At 44.2% G+C, this 18,476-nt stretch carries 18 protein-coding genes and 1 pseudogene; 7 read left to right on the top strand and 12 right to left on the bottom strand.

Annotated elements, in window-relative coordinates:
• Positions 1 to 188: 188 nt before the first annotated feature.
• The gene (gene rsuA / locus A6D97_RS04500) at positions 189 to 884 is read right to left on the bottom strand and encodes a 16S rRNA pseudouridine(516) synthase RsuA (protein ID WP_017060380.1); all 696 of its coding nucleotides are present in this window, start codon (positions 882 to 884) and stop codon (positions 189 to 191) included.
• Positions 885 to 981: 97 nt separating this feature from the next.
• Here rsuA and A6D97_RS04495 point away from each other — a divergent pair, with 97 nt between their 5' ends.
• From A6D97_RS04495 to A6D97_RS04480, 4 genes are all read left to right on the top strand, one after another.
• Positions 982 to 2,724, top strand: coding sequence for a DEAD/DEAH box helicase (locus A6D97_RS04495; protein ID WP_017065396.1), 1,743 nt, complete (start codon positions 982 to 984; stop codon positions 2,722 to 2,724).
• 180 nt (positions 2,725 to 2,904) lie between these two features.
• Complete coding sequence (locus A6D97_RS04490) at positions 2,905 to 3,303, top strand: membrane protein (RefSeq protein WP_017066076.1); 399 nt, start codon at positions 2,905 to 2,907, stop codon at positions 3,301 to 3,303.
• 61 nt (positions 3,304 to 3,364) lie between these two features.
• Positions 3,365 to 4,024 (top strand): response regulator transcription factor, encoded by a 660-nt coding sequence (locus A6D97_RS04485; protein WP_017060377.1) that lies wholly within the window; start codon positions 3,365 to 3,367, stop codon positions 4,022 to 4,024.
• Between the two features lie 104 nt (positions 4,025 to 4,128).
• Entirely contained in the window at positions 4,129 to 5,475 is a 1,347-nt protein-coding gene (locus tag A6D97_RS04480) for an ATP-binding protein (protein ID WP_017060376.1), read from the top strand.
• Between the two features lie 77 nt (positions 5,476 to 5,552).
• Here the strand turns inward: A6D97_RS04480 and A6D97_RS04475 are convergent, their stop codons facing one another.
• Positions 5,553 to 6,860: an LssY C-terminal domain-containing protein gene (locus A6D97_RS04475; protein ID WP_017070602.1), complete on the bottom strand. Its 1,308-nt coding sequence runs from the start codon at positions 6,858 to 6,860 to the stop codon at positions 5,553 to 5,555.
• A 14-nt stretch (positions 6,861 to 6,874) separates the two neighbouring features.
• Positions 6,875 to 7,603 (bottom strand): glycosyltransferase, encoded by a 729-nt coding sequence (locus A6D97_RS04470; protein WP_065583898.1) that lies wholly within the window; start codon positions 7,601 to 7,603, stop codon positions 6,875 to 6,877.
• Between the two features lie 367 nt (positions 7,604 to 7,970).
• Here A6D97_RS04470 and rplY point away from each other — a divergent pair, with 367 nt between their 5' ends.
• Positions 7,971 to 8,249 (top strand): 50S ribosomal protein L25, encoded by a 279-nt coding sequence (gene rplY, locus A6D97_RS04465; RefSeq protein ID WP_017060373.1) that lies wholly within the window; start codon positions 7,971 to 7,973, stop codon positions 8,247 to 8,249.
• 168 nt (positions 8,250 to 8,417) lie between these two features.
• On the opposite strand, the gene A6D97_RS04460 is transcribed toward rplY, so the two are convergent.
• The 7 genes from A6D97_RS04460 to A6D97_RS04430 form a co-directional block, all read right to left on the bottom strand.
• Positions 8,418 to 8,810, bottom strand: a complete 393-nt coding sequence (locus A6D97_RS04460; protein ID WP_017060354.1) for an NUDIX domain-containing protein — start codon at positions 8,808 to 8,810, stop codon at positions 8,418 to 8,420.
• A 61-nt stretch (positions 8,811 to 8,871) separates the two neighbouring features.
• Positions 8,872 to 9,633: a nucleotidyltransferase domain-containing protein gene (locus A6D97_RS04455; protein WP_065583906.1), complete on the bottom strand. Its 762-nt coding sequence runs from the start codon at positions 9,631 to 9,633 to the stop codon at positions 8,872 to 8,874.
• Positions 9,634 to 9,647: 14 nt separating this feature from the next.
• Positions 9,648 to 10,184 (bottom strand): GNAT family protein, encoded by a 537-nt coding sequence (locus A6D97_RS04450; RefSeq protein WP_065583897.1) that lies wholly within the window; start codon positions 10,182 to 10,184, stop codon positions 9,648 to 9,650.
• Between the two features lie 50 nt (positions 10,185 to 10,234).
• Positions 10,235 to 10,630, bottom strand: a complete 396-nt coding sequence (locus tag A6D97_RS04445) for a DUF3465 domain-containing protein (RefSeq protein ID WP_017060348.1) — start codon at positions 10,628 to 10,630, stop codon at positions 10,235 to 10,237.
• A 58-nt stretch (positions 10,631 to 10,688) separates the two neighbouring features.
• Positions 10,689 to 10,940, bottom strand: a complete 252-nt coding sequence (locus A6D97_RS04440; RefSeq protein ID WP_065583896.1) for a TIGR03643 family protein — start codon at positions 10,938 to 10,940, stop codon at positions 10,689 to 10,691.
• A 123-nt stretch (positions 10,941 to 11,063) separates the two neighbouring features.
• Positions 11,064 to 11,876, bottom strand: a complete 813-nt coding sequence (locus A6D97_RS04435) for a hypothetical protein (protein WP_065583895.1) — start codon at positions 11,874 to 11,876, stop codon at positions 11,064 to 11,066.
• Positions 11,877 to 12,094: 218 nt separating this feature from the next.
• Positions 12,095 to 12,520 carry a hypothetical protein gene (locus A6D97_RS04430; RefSeq protein WP_004734639.1) on the bottom strand — a complete coding sequence of 142 codons (426 nt, stop codon included), beginning with the start codon at positions 12,518 to 12,520 and terminating at the stop codon, positions 12,095 to 12,097.
• Between the two features lie 527 nt (positions 12,521 to 13,047).
• Here A6D97_RS04430 and A6D97_RS04425 point away from each other — a divergent pair.
• On the top strand, positions 13,048 to 13,239 hold the full coding sequence (locus A6D97_RS04425; protein WP_017065380.1) for a hypothetical protein: 192 nt from the start codon (positions 13,048 to 13,050) through the stop codon (positions 13,237 to 13,239).
• A gap of 206 nt (positions 13,240 to 13,445) precedes the next feature.
• A pseudogene (locus tag A6D97_RS04420) lies at positions 13,446 to 13,822 on the top strand (BLUF domain-containing protein).
• 102 nt (positions 13,823 to 13,924) lie between these two features.
• On the opposite strand, the gene A6D97_RS04415 reads toward A6D97_RS04420, so the two are convergent.
• Both A6D97_RS04415 and A6D97_RS04410 read right to left on the bottom strand, forming a co-directional pair.
• Positions 13,925 to 14,875, bottom strand: coding sequence for an OmpA family protein (locus tag A6D97_RS04415; RefSeq protein WP_065583894.1), 951 nt, complete (start codon positions 14,873 to 14,875; stop codon positions 13,925 to 13,927).
• A gap of 62 nt (positions 14,876 to 14,937) precedes the next feature.
• Positions 14,938 to 18,453, bottom strand: coding sequence for a hypothetical protein (locus A6D97_RS04410; protein ID WP_065583893.1), 3,516 nt, complete (start codon positions 18,451 to 18,453; stop codon positions 14,938 to 14,940).
• Positions 18,454 to 18,476: the final 23 nt, after the last annotated feature.

Genomic DNA, 18,476 nt, shown 5'->3' with positions numbered 1-18,476 from the left:
GTTCAACTGATAGAGCTAGGGACTAGCGTGAGTACGCGAGTCAAAGATTGGCTGAGACTTTCCTAGTACCAGTCAACATCATCAGCCGACGCTATCCATGGTCGGCTTTACAACGAAAGGGCTATTTCCAGCAAAAGTGGTCTCTTGTTAAGAACAATTTCTTGTTAAGAGCAACTTCTAGCTAAGGACTACTTCCAGATTGAATCGACTTCTTCTTGCGTTAGGTAACGGTATTCACCTAACTCTAAAGATTCGTCCATCTCAATTTCGCCAATACGTTCACGGTGTAGTGCTTCTACCTTGTTACCAAGAGCAGCAAACATACGTTTAACTTGGTGGTATTTGCCTTCGTGAATCGTTAGCAATACTTCACGCTCTGCACGAACTTCTAGGTGTGCAGGAAGTGTTAGGCCATCTTCGCTCTTAAGCTGGATGCCCTCTTTGAATTTTTCAACGTAATCGTCTTCAACAGGTTCAACCAACCAAACACGGTACGTCTTCTCGCACTTGTGCTTTGGCGAAGTGATACGGTGAGACCACTTACCATCGTCGGTAATCAATACAAGACCTGTTGTATCAATATCTAGACGGCCAGCAAAGTGCAGCTTGTCCATTTTGATTTCATCAAGTAATTCAAACGCGATACGATTTGCGCCATCTTCATGCGAACAAACAAAGCCTTCTGGCTTATAAAGCATGATGTAACGTGGGCCGTGAACATTCAGTTCATTGCCTTGCCATTCCACAACGCACTCTTCAGTTACCTTGAGTGAGCCGCTTTTTTGAATGACATCATTTACTGTCACTGCCTTGGATTTTAATAAGTGTGTTGCTTCTCTTCGAGTGACGCCTAATGCATCGCACAGAAATTTATCTAAACGCATGAATACCTCAACTAATCTAAGTCGGGTATTATAGTCACCTTTGCTCAATTAGTTGAGCTATTTCACACTATTTGTTTTCCTTCTTACAAGACGCGATATGTATACACTCCGCCCGTACCAAGCTGATTCTGTAAAATCAGTGATTCATTACTTCAGAAAACACCAAACTCCGGCAGTGCTCGTGCTTCCGACAGGTGCAGGAAAAAGCCTTGTGATTGCAGAGTTAGCAAGGCTTGCGAAAGGTCGAGTGTTGGTGCTTGCTCACGTAAAAGAGTTGGTTGAACAGAACCATGAAAAGTATGAAGGTTACGGGCTGAAAGGCTCGATTTTCTCTGCGGGTTTAGGACGCAAAGAGACCGACCAACAAGTCGTGTTTGCTTCGGTGCAATCTGTGGTGCGAAATCTCGATTCATTCTCTAACCAATTTTCGCTGTTGGTTATCGACGAATGCCACCGTGTTCCCGATGAAAAGACCAGTAGTTATCAGAAAGTCATCACTCACTTACGCGAGAATAATTCGGGCATCAAGGTGCTTGGATTAACAGCGACCCCATATCGTCTTGGGATGGGTTGGATTTATCAATACCACACTCGCGGTCAAGTGCGTTCAGATGAGCCACGTTTCTTCCGCGACTGTATCTTTGAGCTGCCGATTCGTTACCTGCTCGATGAAGGTTTCTTAACTCCTGCACGCATGATTGATGCACCCGTGTTGAGCTATGACTTTTCGCAGTTAAAGCCCGCGAGCACTGGTCGCTACAAAGAAGCAGAACTCGACATGGTGATCGAGCAATCGAAACGAGCGACCCCACAGATTGTCGATCAGATTATTCACCTAGCCCAAGATAAACTAGGCATCATGGTATTCGCTGCGACCGTTCGACACGCGCAAGAGATCCTCGGCTTATTACCAGAAGGTGAAGCTTCAATTGTGATTGGCGATACGCCGACGCTCGAGCGTGACCAAATAATCAGCGACTTCAAAGAACGTAAAATCAAGTTCTTGGTTAACGTATCGGTATTAACCACAGGTTTTGATGCGCCACACGTCGATTTAATCGCGATTTTGCGCCCGACAGAATCCATCAGTTTGTATCAACAAATCGTTGGCCGTGGCTTACGCCTATCGCCGGGTAAGAAAGAGTGTTTGGTGCTCGACTATGCGGGCAACAGTTACGACCTTTACCAACCCGAGGTTGGCGACCCTAAACCCGATTCAGACAGTGAAATCATCACCATTCCTTGCCCGGCGTGCGGCTTCAATAACAACTTTTGGGGTAAGCTAGACAGCAATGGCTTCTTGCTTGAGCACTTTGGTCGTAAATGCCAAGGCTACTTTACCGATGAAGACACAGGCGAACGCGAACACTGCAACTATCGTTTCCGAGCGAAATATTGCGGTGAATGTGGTGCGGACAACGACATTGCCGCGCGCATTTGCCATGAGTGCGATGCCACCTTAGTTGACCCAGACAAAAAACTAAAAGAAGCACTGAACCTAAAAGATGCATTGGTATTTGAATGTTTAGAAATGGATCTCAACGTGCTTAAAGACGACAAAGGTAAATCACAACTTAAAGTCACCTATCGCGGGGAAAACCAAGCGCAAGTGCATGAGTTTTGGTCATTAACCACCAAAAAGCAGAAGCAAAACTTCAAAGACCAGTTTGTTCGCCCTCACCTTGCAGACAGACATCGCCCTTTTGAAGAAGCCTCACCGACGAAAGTGGTTGCTCACCAACATAGATTCCGCCCACCTCAATTCGTGATTGCACGTAAAGTCGGACGCTTTTGGAAAATGAGAGACAAGATATTCGAAGACGAACTACAGCAGCGTTAAGGATAAGAATAAAGGTAAGTCTTACGTTCTTAACACTCGGCAGTTAGTGTTATGTATTAAAACCCGCGCCATTTAAACGTTAAGTTTTTCGGTATCAAATTCTCATTATTAATCAGGTTCACTTTCTGTTCAGAATTACTTTTTTATACTGAACGCTATCAACCTTCTCTAGGATTCGCTATGTTTAGTAAAGCTATGATTTCTTTGTTTTCTATAAGCTTAGGCTTATTTGTTTCTGCTGGTGCATGGGCTGACTCACATCATAATGGTCATGAATTAGTGCAGGACGTTCACAAAGCAGGAACCAGCATCGAATTTGAAGAAGATCAAGACGAAGTCTATGAAGCCGTACGAGAAGGCTACATTCGCCCTTTCTCAGAAATGTATGCGGCGGTTGAAAACGATCTTCATGGCAGAATCATTAAAGTAGAACTAGAAGAAGATGACGACATTTGGGTGTATGAACTAAAAATCAATTACCAAAACAACATCATCAAAGTCGAATACAACGCTGAGACGTTAGAAATGCTTATGATCAAAGGCCGCAACTTTAAAGACGCAATTAAACACGGCGACTAGTTACGTACGACGAAGAGCTAAGCACGACGAACAGTCATTAGAAGAAATTAGAAGAACAATTATGAAAATTTTAGTCGTTGAAGATGAGCCTCGTTTGGGCCAACAAATTATTGAAACACTTGAGGGGGCCGACTGGGTTCCAGAGCTCTCTCAAGATGGTATCGACGCACTCTACCGTGCAACGTCAGAAGAATGGGACGCGATTGTCCTCGATTTAGGTTTACCTAAGCTTGACGGCCTAACGGTATTAAAAGGCATTCGAGACGAAAACATCAACACGCCAGTGATTATCTTAAGTGCTCGTGACACGCTAACTCAACGTGTTGAGGGCTTGAACGCCGGTGCTGATGACTACCTAACTAAGCCATTTGAGATGGTCGAGCTGATTGCCCGTATCCGAGCTCAACTGCGCCGAGCATCAGGCAGTGCTGCTCCGATACTTCAAATCGGTGATCTAAGCCTAGACACACGCAGTTCTAAAGTGTTGTGGCAAGGTCAAGCAGTTAGCCTCACGGCGCTGGAATATAAAGTTGTCGCGTACTTCATGCATAACCAAAACAAGGTTATCTCGCGCACTGAGTTGGTTGAGCATATCTACAAGCAAGACTTCGACCGAGACTCAAACACGGTTGAAGTGTTCATCGGTCGTATTCGTAAGAAAATCGCACCAAAGATCATCAAAACCGTTCGTGGCCTTGGCTACCAACTGAATGCTGAATAGCTCAGTCGTCAATCACGCCAAGAGCAACCATTAATTAAGTGGACAGCCTGTTCTGATCATCGCAATACGATAAGTTACGATGAGCAAAGGCAGGTTGGAAATGCATGAATCTAAAGAAACGAACACTTAAAAACATCAGTTTAAAAAGCCGCTTGCTCCTTGCTGCGGCTTTTTGGCTAGGTGCGATGATATTAGCGGCTGGTGTTGGGATTCCGAAACTGGTTAACGACTACCTCGTCGATGACATGAAGCAGCAGCTTGGCTTAACCATGGATGAGTTAACCGCCAATATCGAAACCAATGACAGTGGTAACCTGATCATGGCAGAGCGTCTGTCTGATCCTAGGTTCAACCAGCCCTACAGTGGTATTTATTGGCGCGCCGCTACCCAAGAGCAGATCATTCGATCTCGCTCGCTATGGGATAAAGACCTCACCATCAAGCGTTCACCGATTCACACATCAGTCAAAGGGCCAGAGAAAGAAAAGCTGATTTACATCGAGCAAGATATCTACCTGCCTGAACTGAGCGACCCTGTCACGATCACCATTGGTATTGATGAAGATCCATTAGAATCCACACTGACAGAGCTTACTGGTCAAGTCTGGTTGATCCTAATGTTGCTGTTTGTTGGCGTGCTGATGTTGATCGGTATTCAAGTCAGTTGGTCGTTATTACCGCTCAGCAAGATGCAACGCGAACTGGTAATGCTAAGAAACGGCGAGCAACAAGGGTTAAGCGATAACTACCCGAAAGAGGTTTCTCCATTAGTCTCTGACCTCAATGCCCTGCTCTTTCACTATCAAGAGTTATTAGAACGAGCTCGTAACCACGCGGGTAACTTATCTCATGCGTTGAAAACACCGCTTTCAGTTCTAAAAAATGAGATAGAGCGACTTCCAGAGGATGACAAGGCACTGCTGCAACAGCCCATTCATCAGATTCAAAGCCAAATTGATTATCACCTTGGCCGCGCTCGTATGGCAGGTGCAATGAACATTCTTTCGGTGAAGTCTTCACCTTGTGAGCGTGTTGAAGCTATCTCAATGGCGTTTGATAAAGTCTACGCAGCCAACGAAGTCACCATAATTAACGAGCTAGACTCTGAGATTGAAGTGGCGGTAGAAAAAACCGACCTTGATGAAATGGTCGGCAACCTACTCGAGAACAGTTACAAGTGGGCTGGCAGCATTATTCGCGTCCATGCAAATGAACTCGACGATGGCAATATAGAGTTGGTGATTGAAGATGATGGCCAAGGCATTCCTGAAGAGAAGCTTGAGCAAGTGACCAAACGTGGCGTCCGACTTGATGAAACCACACCAGGAACAGGCTTAGGGCTTAATATCGTAAATGAAATGGCACACAGTTACCGAGGCAGCCTAACGCTCAGCAAGAGCTCAATGGGCGGCTTAAAAGCTTCTCTGGTGCTTAAAGTAAGTAAAGGCTGAACAAGCTAAGTAAAAGTTAAACACAATAAGCCCTAACGTAATGCTAGGGCTTAATTCTATCGACCTTATATACAACTCTATATATCGTTCACAGCAACATCCAAAGTTTGTGAATTATCACTAAGGGTCGTTGCTCCAATCGTTAATACCCGGCCATCAGTGTAATAGTCATGATCGTCATTGATCACTTCCACCGTTGCTAATGGGTACTTGTCTAACTCGATGTCTGGTAGTAACGTTCGTATCTGATTAGCAAGCCGATCTCGCTCTTCATCAACATTAGGGTCAATGTTATGAAGCACGGTCACAATGCCTGAGTAAGGCGTGACTTTAAGGCCATCATCATAGCTAATTGCGCCTAACCACTGAGGCTGGTTAGTTTTAATATCAACACCTGCACGCCACCAACGAATATGGCTGCGCTTCATCAGGTTACCCGGCAATTGAAAAGCCATATCTTGCGGCTTGTCTCGCCAATATAAATCAGACACTGGCGGCGTTTTTTCTCTAAGCAATGCGAGATAACCAACCCATTCAATCTCATTTCGAGAGAAGGTTTGATTCTCTATCCAGCCTAATTGCTTCATTAAGTCTCTTGGGGTTGCTCCAACATAAATTACGTTGATCGCTTGCGCCGAGTAGAACGAAGATTTACCGGGGAACGCTTTATAGGTAACCGAGTTCCAGTCGACTTTGTTTATTTGAGCCGTCTCTGGTTGATTCTGAAAGTCATCCGCTTTCCAGAAAAAGTGAGCGTAGTTCGCAAACAATACCCACGCCAACAACAGCGCACTAGACTTAAGTACTAAGCATCGCCACTTCATTCGGTAACCGATAATGGTGAAGACTAATACCGCGAACACACCAACGATCAAGCTATTATGCTCCGAGATAAATATCTTAAGGCTATTAAGCCACGGGAAGTTTTCAACGCCGTGCGCCAGTAACATGCCCCAAGCAATGAACTGCCCTCCACCAAGGGCCAAACCGATAAACGCCAACACACTAAAATTACGCCACGGTACACGATGCGAGCCAGCTATAAATGGCACAACCCAAGCGATAGGCCCTAATAAACGAGCAAAAAGAATGATGTATGTGCCTTTGCGAGCAACCAGATAGCGGCAGCGCGCAATTAATCTTTTGGTTTTAGGGCGAAACTTAATGAGCCTTCGTTGCACCTTAACACCGTATTTATAACCAATGAAATAACTGAGTTGATCACCAAGCAAACCACCTAGCATCACCAAAACCAACGCCATCCATGCACCTGAATACAGTTGAAAGCCCGCTGCGATAAAGAACGGCTCTCCCGGTACAAATAGGTTTGGGCCAATGAGAGCATCACCCAATGCTCCCAGAAACAACCCTAGTCCATCAAACATAACAACCTCAATGCTTACTGTTCTTTGTAGTGACCAAACTTGTAGTTCATTTCGTTGTTACGCATTTCGCCTTTAAAGAAGCGTCTTACATTGGCTTTAAGGTAAGTTGAACCCGTCTTCACAACACCATCTTGATCTAATCGACGTGGGTCAAAGCCAAAGGTCATATTTAGGAATCTAAATCGCCATGTTTTGCTCGCACGTTTTACATAATCACAGTCCTCACAAAGGACAATCTCTTCATCGAAACCACCGATCTCTTCATGTGCTCTTTTGGTTGAGAAAATACACGCGCCAATCGCGGTTGGGAAAAAGAACTGCGTCGCAAATAAGCCCGCATTAAACAGCCCATAACCGAGTTTATGAACCAGTTGCAGCCCTTTTGAACTCATGTATACGCCAGCAACTTCAAGCTTGTTCTCTTCTAACTCATAAAGCGCCTTCGCAAGGAAGTTACGAGGCAGGCTTACGTCGGCATCCAAGAAAAGGATTCTGTTGTATTGCGCCAAAGCAGCCCCGGTGTTTCGACCAAGGCTAACACCGCGTTCTTGCATATGGTGGACTGTCAGTTTTGGCAATGCACTTTCATAAGCTTGCGCCACTTCTCTGGTGTTATCTTCACTGTTCGAGTCGACAACAATCACTTCAAACTCTTGGTGGGTTTGCACGCTCAACTCTTCCATTAAGCGGCTAATGCGTTTCTCTTCGTTTAGCGTAATTACGACAATGCTTACCGGTTCCATATTTTCACCTATTCATTCTGCTGTTTAATTGACACTAAGATTAACGAACTAAGACTTAACCAAGTCTTAGGCAAACATTCATTTTCCGTTCATTAACTTGATGATTTAGCAGTGATATAAATAGATAAGGATTGCGATGTAAAAGGGAGTAAAATGCGCTAAACAAGCGTTAGCGAACGTTTTATCTCCAAACGAACCCATTATCGAAGGAAATTCACTTTGAGATGGGCTTCTGACTTGCTCATATTGGAATGTGATGTTAGTATCCGCGCTCGCTTAAGCATGAACTTTTATGTTTAAGCATTACCACACACTCAAGGTCGCATTGAGGTGTGAAGTTAATTTTTACTAATTTGAGAGTAAAACTATGAAATTTGAAGCAGTAGTACGTACTGAACTAGGTAAAGGTGCGAGCCGCCGCCTACGTCACGCTGGTAAATTCCCAGCTGTAATCTACGGTGGCGAAGCTGAAGCTGTAGCTATCGAACTTGTTCACGCTGACGTGATCAACCAAATGGACAAGCCTGAATTCTACGAAGCAATCACTCTACTGATTGACGGCGCAGAAGTTAAGGTTAAGCCACAAGACGTTCAACGTCACGCGTTCAAGCCAAAAGTTGAGCACATGGACTTCATCCGCATCTAATTCCCTACCAAGGAATAAGATTGGATTAATCCAGCCTTCTGCATAGAAAAGATAATCGATCTTACCAGTCGAGAAATCTAGAAATTCGAAACCCCGATGCTACCAACATCGGGGTTTCACCGTTTTTGAGCCCTCAAAAAACGTCCAAAACATCTTATCGAATCCAAACTAAAGATACCTACCCACGCGCTCTACTTCTTTCAAAGCAATACCATCGGCTGCTATACCAACAGGAGCTGAACCTAGTGAATACCACTTAACATCATCAGTCTCTTGAGCGGTGATATCTCCTTTCCAGTCACTCACGATAAAATAATGAATCAACTGAAGTTCCTTCGTAGGATGGTAAAGCGAACACAAGTATTGGTAATCAATCGGAACAACATTAAGCTCTTCATCAAGTTCACGAAACAGCGCCTGAACCTGGTTTTCACCGTGTTCAATATGGCCGCCAGGTATAGTGATTAAACCGGGATCGGTCTCCCTAGACTCACTACGCTTTTCTAGTAATACCTGCGATTCCTTCAGCATGATAAAAGAAACACACTCGTGGACATCCATCTAATTTTCCTAAAGCCGTTACAAAGGTAGTTAAGTTTGTTGTTCTAGCTTGTGTTAATGCTTAATTTACAACAAGCTTTTTACTCAGCCTTTCATACAATTCAAAAGCTTCTGTTTTAGATATCAAATTTCCGAGAGCGTATTGATGAGCTAGCTCAATATCGTCGCTTTGATTGGAGTAATAGCGCTTGGCGACTGCAGCGCACTGGCTCAGATTGGTGTACCAACTGCCGTCTTGCTCAGCCACAAAATAATACGCCGCTCGCACTAACTTTTTACCAATTACCTTAACGATATCCGCATCAGTCATTGTTTTGAAACTCGAGGGCATGTGCTCAAGAAAAGTAGACAAGTCACCATTGAGAGCTTGAGCGATTTCAATGCTTGGTTTGTATAGTGGGAACTCATTAGATAAATCATTCCCCCAAACACAACAGCAGCAATGCTTGATCCAAAAGTGCCAGTGATACTTTTCCGTGGGTTGCAGAACATCCCGCAGGAAGCCAGGATCGATATCAAGCTTGGTCACTTGCGGATAGGTTTGGGGTATGGTGCCGGAAAGTAGGTTAAATACTTCCTTTTCTCTCTGACCAACAGGCGTAGCGAGTACGATAGAAACATCCAAATCAGAGCGACCAACAATGGCCGTTCCTCTAGGCACGCTTCCATACAAGTAGATACCATCAACTTGACTTGGAAGTTCTCTTAGCAACGAATCAACGACTGCTGACACCACTTCTTGAAATTCAGGCGCAATGTTCTTTGGCGAATAAAGATTTTGAATGAACCCTTCTCGATCGAGCCCTCTATCTAGCTTCTGCATACCACTTTCCATCACTAAGCCTTTTTCCAATCAGAACGTAGAACCGCCAACACAACTGTATCCCACCATTGACCTTTGAAGAATCGATGATCTTTAAAACACGCTTCTTGTTTCATTCCTAGTGACTTACATAATTTAATCGCAGCCAAGTTCTTGCTGATGGTTTCGGCGTAGATACGGTGTATGCCTAACTCTGAGAAACCAAAATCAGCGAGGGCTTCAGATGCTTCTATAGAAAGCCCTTTTCCCTGAGTTTGCCTCGATAAAGCACAGCCCATTGAAGCTTGTTTATCGCGTTCAAGACGTAAACAAACGGTTCCAATAAACTTCCCCGAATCTTTGCTTTCAACCGCTAGCTGATAGGACTGGCGTGGTACTTCCAAAGCCTGTGCAACAAACAACTGAGTTAGCTCTCGATATTTGTTAGGTTCGCAATCACTTTCATCATAGAAACGCTGATACTTTGCGTCTTGAGAGATCGCAACAAAGGCACACTCGTCTTCGATACTCATATCTCGAAGAATCAACCTGTCAGTTTCCAGCTTAAACATCAAAATTCCTTTTTATCTTATAGCCTTGAAGGGAAAAGTCTCGGAGGTGTTTACTCGTATACTTTCCCGTTATGCTTCAACCAACCATGAGTGTGATGATTACGAGGGTCTTTGTGCGTCCAGTGCATTACGCCACCTTTATTGTTCCATTCATATTCACCATAAAATTCAACTCGATCGCCCTTTGCCAGTCCCTGAACACGAGGCGCTAAGTCAATATTATGTGCGACTAACAAGGTTTGTCCGCTATCGAGTCGCAAAATGAATTTCTGATGTCGAGAGCCTTTATTATCATCAGGAAGTACTCGATACACCGTACCCGATCCGCGCACCTGAACGTCGCTTTGGTGATTTTCGTAAGCTTGCTTAAGTCGCGTATCATTCGCTTGAACATGACTAATGCCGAAGCTAAGCAGCACCAAAAGTAGAGCGCAAAATTGTTTCATTCCTTTCATTTCCCATATCTGTGTGTTGATTTGGGATACTTGCTGGGCATCCCCTCTTTTAACGATGCTTGTACTGAGTCGGACAATAACCTCTCGAAACGTCCGAACTGCGCAGTTTTACATGCTTGGTCGAGCGCCCAGAAACACGTGAGCGCCACAGCTTAAAACTGCCAAGCTTGAGATGGCTACGCATAAAACGAATCACTTGCGATTCATTCAAACCAAATTGCTGTTCTATTGCTTCAAACGGCGTTCTGTCTTCCCACGCCATTTCAATAATTCTTGATTCATTCTCTTTGGATAACATCATACATACTCTTCCTTAATAAACTGGGAGAAATACGCTCGTTCCAAATTTAAAGATCACAGGACAAACACTTTGAATTGAACGCGTTATAACGTTCGATAAAACAACAGGCTACCAACTAGGCAATCATGGGATTAAATAAGCTTGTACGAACTCTCTAAGCACTCTCGCATTGTTGTGGTATTTGCTATCCCCGCACTTTATGCCATCTACTCTGATGTCCGGGCTGGAATATGCAGGTATAACATCTCGCTCATAAGACATCACTGTCCCTCTGTCAGCACAAATTGCACCGAAGGAATATTGAGGAGCTCTTGGATACGTTCCAGAAATGTAACTTTCGATACTATCAAAATCTTTCAATAACGTTTTATAGTCATGATTAGCACCACTTAAATGGCCAATTTCATGCTCCATTAAGTAATCAGGGCAGTTTATCGCTAAAGAAAAAAAGTAGGATACCGAAGATGACATACCACAATAATCAGACTCAAAGCTAAAATTATAATTAGAAAATACTATCCCAGTAAAAATGGGGACGCCGTCTTCTGTTGTTTCTGGAATCGGTTCTTCCATCGATAATTTTAATAACCTCTCTGCTGCCCCCAAATCTTGAAACCAAAGGCTGTCGATTTCAGACGTATAAATCACCTTGGTGACTTTTCGCGTCATAGGAATGCAGGAGTTTTTCAACACCAGATTCGAATAGCTTTCCCATGTCGCTATTTTAGAGGCAACAAATGCTTTGGAATATTCGGCTAATACAGATTCATCAACATAAAGATGGATCTCTGTATTCAAAACCTCACTCTTCGCACAAGTAGGAAACTCGATGCTTTGAGCATTGGAGAGTCGACTATTGCTCAACACTATAATCAAAACACAACCAACTAACTGGATGAGCCTTTTAAAAGAACTCTCACTGACTCGTGTATTCATTTCCACCCTCTCCCTATATTCAAAACCACAAAGAGCATCACAAATGCCGTGACTTAAGATTCATATCAATCCCCATTACACATATAAGCATTGGCCTCTCAAAGTAACCTGCACTATCTGTGTTTTTCAGAAAACAAAAAGCTCGCCATGCAATGACGAGCTTTATTGATTATGGGAGCTTAACGGTTATAAGACCCAAGCCTTAACCGATCTAACCATTAAGACACCTGATCGCGCAAAGCCAATTCAACGTTTTTCAACACTTTGAACTCTTCTCGAGTACAACCGCGCGCCACGGAAACCCAGTGGTCGCCAGTTTCATCGGCTCCTTTAAACTCTGCACGCAACTCATATCTTCGCCATGTAACAAACGCCAAGATAAAGGTCAGTGCAAGCATCGGTAAACCGAACTGAGGAACAAATGCCCAAGTCGCAGCCGAGAGAACTAAAGCCAACGAAACAATATTGATTGCGTTTTCTTTAAGACCCAATTGGCGAATTTCTAACTGTTTGATTTTACGTAAGCTGTACACATCTTTCTTAACTCGGAGTTCGTTAGAGCTCACCAGAAAATCTGATGCTTTGTATGACCTACGAAGTCGCACTAAATTCGCTAACCTGTTGCGTGTTTGATTCTTTTTCATCGCCTTTCTCCATGTTATTAAAGGTTAGTAAAAACTAATATAATCATGAAGTTAATGAACGAGTGCTTATTTTATAAATCAAACTAATATTAAAATCAAGCTTATGCAATTAATAACACTTATAACAACACCATCTTGCATGTGAAATTTCAATATGAAGAAGGCTTATTAAGGAATCTACTCATCATAAATCTGTGTACTTTAGTTAAGTTAGATATAGGCCGATAATGGTTCCAATAACCGACCAAACATACCAAACGGCGGGCATAATTCCTCCTGCTTTGTAACCACTTATTTCAACGCGATTTTTGCGACAAACTTCGTGTTCAAGGAATGCTGAACAGTGGTCACATAACGCTCCACTTGTCATAGGTCGCATAACTCCCTTGCCCACTATCCATCCGGCTTTTAAATACCTGAATCACTCAATTGAACATATCAATATAGCTTATCGATTAAGCAATTGATCTCATAATGTAGAGTCTGTACGCTTACACTATGCACACGGTTACCTAATGAAGATCACGATGAACGAACTACTGACATGCGGTATGGAACAGAAACAACGAACAACGGTGACGAGTTTATTCGCAAGAAATGGATTTAAGATCGCAACGACTGACTTTGATGATGTGACTTTCGAACGTGAAAATGTGTTGGTCAACGTTCGATTTGATTCCTCTTCTAACGTTGAATCGATTTCAACTCTAAACAACTAACGAGCTCACAAGCAGGTCGCTAAAATAATTGAATGGCCAACATTCGAGTCATTTTAGCGTATCTTGCAACCTGCCCTTTTCTACTTCATCCCCATCCTCTTCTCTTCCAAAAGCCACCGAGTGACAATTAAATCAATGACTCGCAATTCCATGAACTTGGCTTATATTTATTAATACCCTTTGAACAAAAATTCGAAATAATGCCTATGTTCCTAACTCGGTTAATTTATGTCAGTACGCTTTCCGAATGTTGTGATTCCAAAGCATTGGAGGAGATACTCGCTATCTCGCGAGATCATAATCGGCAAAGCCATTTAACGGGGCTCCTCAGCCATAATCAAAAGTATTTTCTTCAATGTATTGAAGGGTCTAGAGAGGCCGTTAACCACACGTACAATCATATTCTTAACGACGAGAGACACAATCACGTCGCAATACTTTATTTTAAAGAGATTGATAGCAGAGAATTTGGAGATTGGTCGATGGGAGACATTCCGCAGTCCAATTTAACCCATATGAAATGTCTGGCGAAAGTGCTTACCGAATGCTTTTAGAGTTAAAGAAAAATTTGCCATCTGAATAGATATTCGACCCGACTTAATCCCTAGAGCGAGCAACAAAAAGCCCCAACGTAGGGGCTTTTTGCGTTTTATAGAGGCATCTATTTGTTATTCTTCAGTAATTTCTACTCACTCTCGCTGCTCGACGCCTCTTGTTCACTGCCAGAAAGAGCTTGCTGTTCGGCGGTAATATCAGATTCTTTGAACACAATGAACGCGCGGCGGTTTAATGCATCGGCTTTTTCAGAGCGTTCATTAATCGCAGGCTGCAACTTACCAAATGACTTCACTTCCCAGATAAACTGCTTAGGGTCGAGTTTGGTTTTGAGGTATTCAACCACCGTTTCTGCGCGGCGCTCTGCCAGCTTTTCATTGTAAGAAAGTGAACCCGCTTGGTCGGTGTGCCCTGCCACCATTATGCTGCCTTGCAGGCCGCTCAACTTCGTTGTGAAGTCATCTAACTGAGTTAGATCTTCTTGCTTGAGTACTGACTTATCGAAATCGAAGTGTGGCGTCATTGCCATATAAACTTTACGTTCTGGTTTTGGTGGCTCACAGAAAGGCATCTCTTCGTACTTCTGAGCTTCTTCAAACACAATAAATGCACGGCGGTTCTCCGCTCGGTCTTTATCTGTCTTACCAAACAGAAGAGGTTGAGTCTCACCAAGATGTTTCACTTCCCAGTCATATTGCGTTGGGTCTAGTTGCCCTTTCAAATAATCTGCGACCGATTTAGCACGGCGCTGTGAAAGACGTTCGTTGTATTCCAGAGAACCTTTGTAATCAGTATGGCCGACAATCGTGATACGCCCTTCGAGACCTCTGATCTCTTTAACAAAGGTATCCAAGTTGATCTTATCGAGGTCGCGTAATTGGTATTTATCAAACGCAAAATGCTCTGCGATGGCGATGTGCACCTCACGCTCTGGCGCCAAACACTCGCTGATTAAAAACTTAGACACATCGATGCCTGCGAACTTGTCTCGGTTCTCCTGGCTCACATAGGTGTCGGTTGCACAGCCGGACAGCAGCAAAGTACTCATCACTGCGCTTATTAGGAAAATAATTGTTTTCATCTTACTCTTTACTGTCACTTTGAATTCTCAACTCTTAACTTTCAACCCACTTGGGGGCATGCTTAGATCTTACCGACTAAGTTAATAAACACGCCGGATGCGTCGTAGTCGTCATCATTGGTTAAGTCACTATCAAACGCAGAGAAGTTATAACCAATCCCCATTTTGAAGTTCTCGCCGATGTGCTTGTTCACCGAAACTAACGCACCGTGTTCTAGCTCATCGTTGAGTGTGTCTGTTTTCCAGTGGTATTCACCCGTCACATCCCACTCTTTCATCACACGGTAAGAAGCGCTTAATCCGTATAGGTCGATATCGCTTTTAACCAGCTCATTCGAACCAGATGCTCGTTCAAAAGCTTGCTGTTTGTCTTTATGGGCGTACTTAGTACCGACATCCCAGTGTTGGTCAATCGAATAGATCGCCTCAACTTCAATGATCTGACTGGTTTCGTCTTGATAATCCACATCGCGATCCAGTTGATCGAAATCTGCAATATACGTGTAGCGGCTCAGTAAGTTGAGTCGATCGTTGTAGATCGGACGATACGCGAGGCCGCCAGTGGCTTCGGTAAATTGCGCCATGGTTTCGCCCGTGGTTTCGCTTTCGGTGATGGAGTAGTTGTACTTACCAAATAGCGTGTACTCTTCCGTTAAGTGATGCGTGTAACGGTTGGTCGTCACGATTTGTTGCAGTTCTCGCTGAGCGATGTCAGGGTCGTCTTCACTCTTATCCACTCGATATTCAAATTTGTGGCTTAGGGTGATGTCATCTAGGTCAATTGAAGCATTGAAGCTAATAGATTCACGCTCTGTGGTGATGTTCTCGTCATCTTTAATTTCCCCAAGCTGATAACCGATCCCCATCTCGACATCTTCCGTCACGTCGTAACCAAAGCCGTACGAGTCGATACGGCCATGACCGTCGTTTTCATCAACAAACTGGTTCTCTTGGTAGAAATCGACACTGCTAGTCAGGTCTGCACGCTGACCAACAATCACGTTGTTTTGACCTTCGTAGTTATCATCTACATAAGTTACGTAGGTTGAGTGGTCATCGGTTACATCGTAAGTCACAGTCGCTTCTGCTACTTGGCCTCGGTCGCCATCGGTGTATTCGCCGCCAAGAGACAAGTCTTCCAACACTTGGAATTCAGCGCCAATCGACGCGCTGTCGTTTTCATCATAGTCATCCGACTGATCGACGGTCTTTTGCCCTTTAACGTAAACGCTGTTCTCGCTGTCCCACATGTATTCCAAACGCACACCCGCTAAGGTGGCATCACTGTGCTCGTCGTTTTGGTTAAGCTCTTCAGTTTGTTGCCCTGCCGCCGAAACCTTAATGTGCTCGGTGATTTTAACTTGAGTCTCAATCTCAATCGTTTCAGTATCTGTTTCTAGATTACCATCGACATCGCGCTCTTCATTGGTCGAGAAGCGAGATAGCACCGCCAAGCGATCAGTTGCTTGTAAACGAAGTTCAGCACCGTATGCCTCTTGCTCTAAATCATCGCTGCTGCTCGCGTAGCTGTATCCCGCGTCTTTGTCTCGATACCAAAGTTTCAGGTCATTACCAACGGCACCAAAGATGGTTGGGGCAAGGTCATAAAGGCTGGTGACAGCGGTGATTTGGACACTATCACCCTCGCGGTCTTCCAACGTGTCGCCAATGGGCGTAAAGGTTAAACCACCATCAGTAGAGACGAAATTCGACTCGGTTTGCCTACCTTCACTATGTGCAAACTCAGCCTTAATGTAGGTCCCCTCAGTGGCACGTAGCGTTAAGTCCGTTCCATAAGACTCGTAATCTTGATTGTCCTTTTCTTGAGTCGCATACGTCACGCCAACACCAACGTAATCGTTGATCCAACCTTTAGCACGACCACCGTAAGACATCGCATCTAATGAATCTGAACCTTGTGGGACGTACTCATAGTCGACAACCAGAAAGTTTTCGTAATCATCGCCGTTTTCAATCACGCTGCCAAAGCTGTCGGATAGAATGTTATCGAGTGGCTTGGTCAAAATAATGCGACCTTGGTACGGGTCAAAGTCATAGTCGACGCCCGGCTCAAGTGGGATTTCATTCTGCACTAGGCCAGATTCATCTTTTACTTTGACGTAAACTTTGTCACTTCCCGGTACCGCTTCACCATGACGAAGGAAGTACAGAGAGCCGCCTGTACCCAAGAACTCATCGTGTGCATACAAAGAGTCTGCTTCGGCAGTAAAACCGACCACGTTCAAACGATCTTCACCGTATTGTGTAGTATCGCGAGTACGATAATCAGCTTTGAAACCATAGAGGCTGCGGTTGTAATCGTTGTTTTCGGTGCCTGTTAAACCCGTGTTGTAGTTACCCCACAAGTATTGAGACTTATCGTATTCAACATTGAGGTAAACCTTGCCTTTGGTGTTGACCACTTTTTCGATGTTTGAGCTGTCACCATAGTTACCGTAATAAAGCTCATCGTCGTCTTCGAGGATATCGAACACATCCGAATCGTCGGAGGCGAACGGATGTTTGAACATGTCTTTGATTTCACTTTCTCGCGTATCAAAGTGAGTCGTTACACGAAGTTTGTCGCCAAATTTACCCTGACTAAAGTACGCTAAACGACCTTGGTTATAGATGTCATCTTGGTACTGGTCATCGACACTTAATGCATCGCTATTACCAGACACATTGTTCTTACCAACATAAAGATCAGCCAAGCCGGTTTGTGCGTAGTAAGTATCTGGAATACGAACGTACAGCTTGTAACGACGTTCATCACCGTTATCAAACACAACCTTGGTTGGGAAAATGTAGGAGTCTGTAGGTAAGTACTGCTCTGCGTATAAGTTGCCATCTTCGACATCAAATTCATCTTCACCGATGATGACTTTATCTACGCCCTTTAAGCCGGTGCCGATAAATTTCGCTAAGCCCGCATTGGTCGGGATGTTGTGACGCATCAACTTAGCTTGGCCGTAGCTTTTATCTTTGCTCTCTTCATCGTCGTTATCGTTTCGGTCGATATCGACTTCAGAGTCCGGCTTGACTAAGTCAGTCACACCAACGGTGGTCACATCCATGTTGCCATCTTTGTCCCACGCTTTTAGGCGGAACATCAGCTGCTCACCGACCTCAAACTGATAATCAACATCAGTTTGACCATCCCAATTGATGTCAGAGTCGTTCGCCAGTTTATCGCCTTCAAGCACAGCGATGGGCTCAGACAGACCAAAGTCACCCACTCGGTACACTTCCAACTGGTACTTTTTGATGTAGTAACCGTAGTTGGTGGTAATGGTGAAACCGACGCTGTCACGCAGTGTGCCTTGTTCGACTTCTAATTCATCGCTGACACTGACATCTAATACTGGGTCAAAGCGAGTGATGTCACGGCTTGCCCAAATAGCGCCTTGCTCTAAGTAAATACGCGAGCTGTCTTGGTCTTGGTTCGGCTTGGTGATTTCAATGCCAGTCGTCTCAGAACCGAGTTTTTCAAGCTTACCTGTGTCTTTCGCTACCGCCATCACAGGAATGGCCGTTAACACACACGTCGCTAAACGAGACTTACTAAATACTTTCATACAATTTCCAGTTACGGTTCCAA

This window comes from Vibrio sp. ZF57 (genome assembly GCF_001691235.1).
Lineage (GTDB): Bacteria > Pseudomonadota > Gammaproteobacteria > Enterobacterales > Vibrionaceae > Vibrio > Vibrio crassostreae_C.
This window is presented reverse-complemented; position numbering and strand designations above follow the sequence as displayed.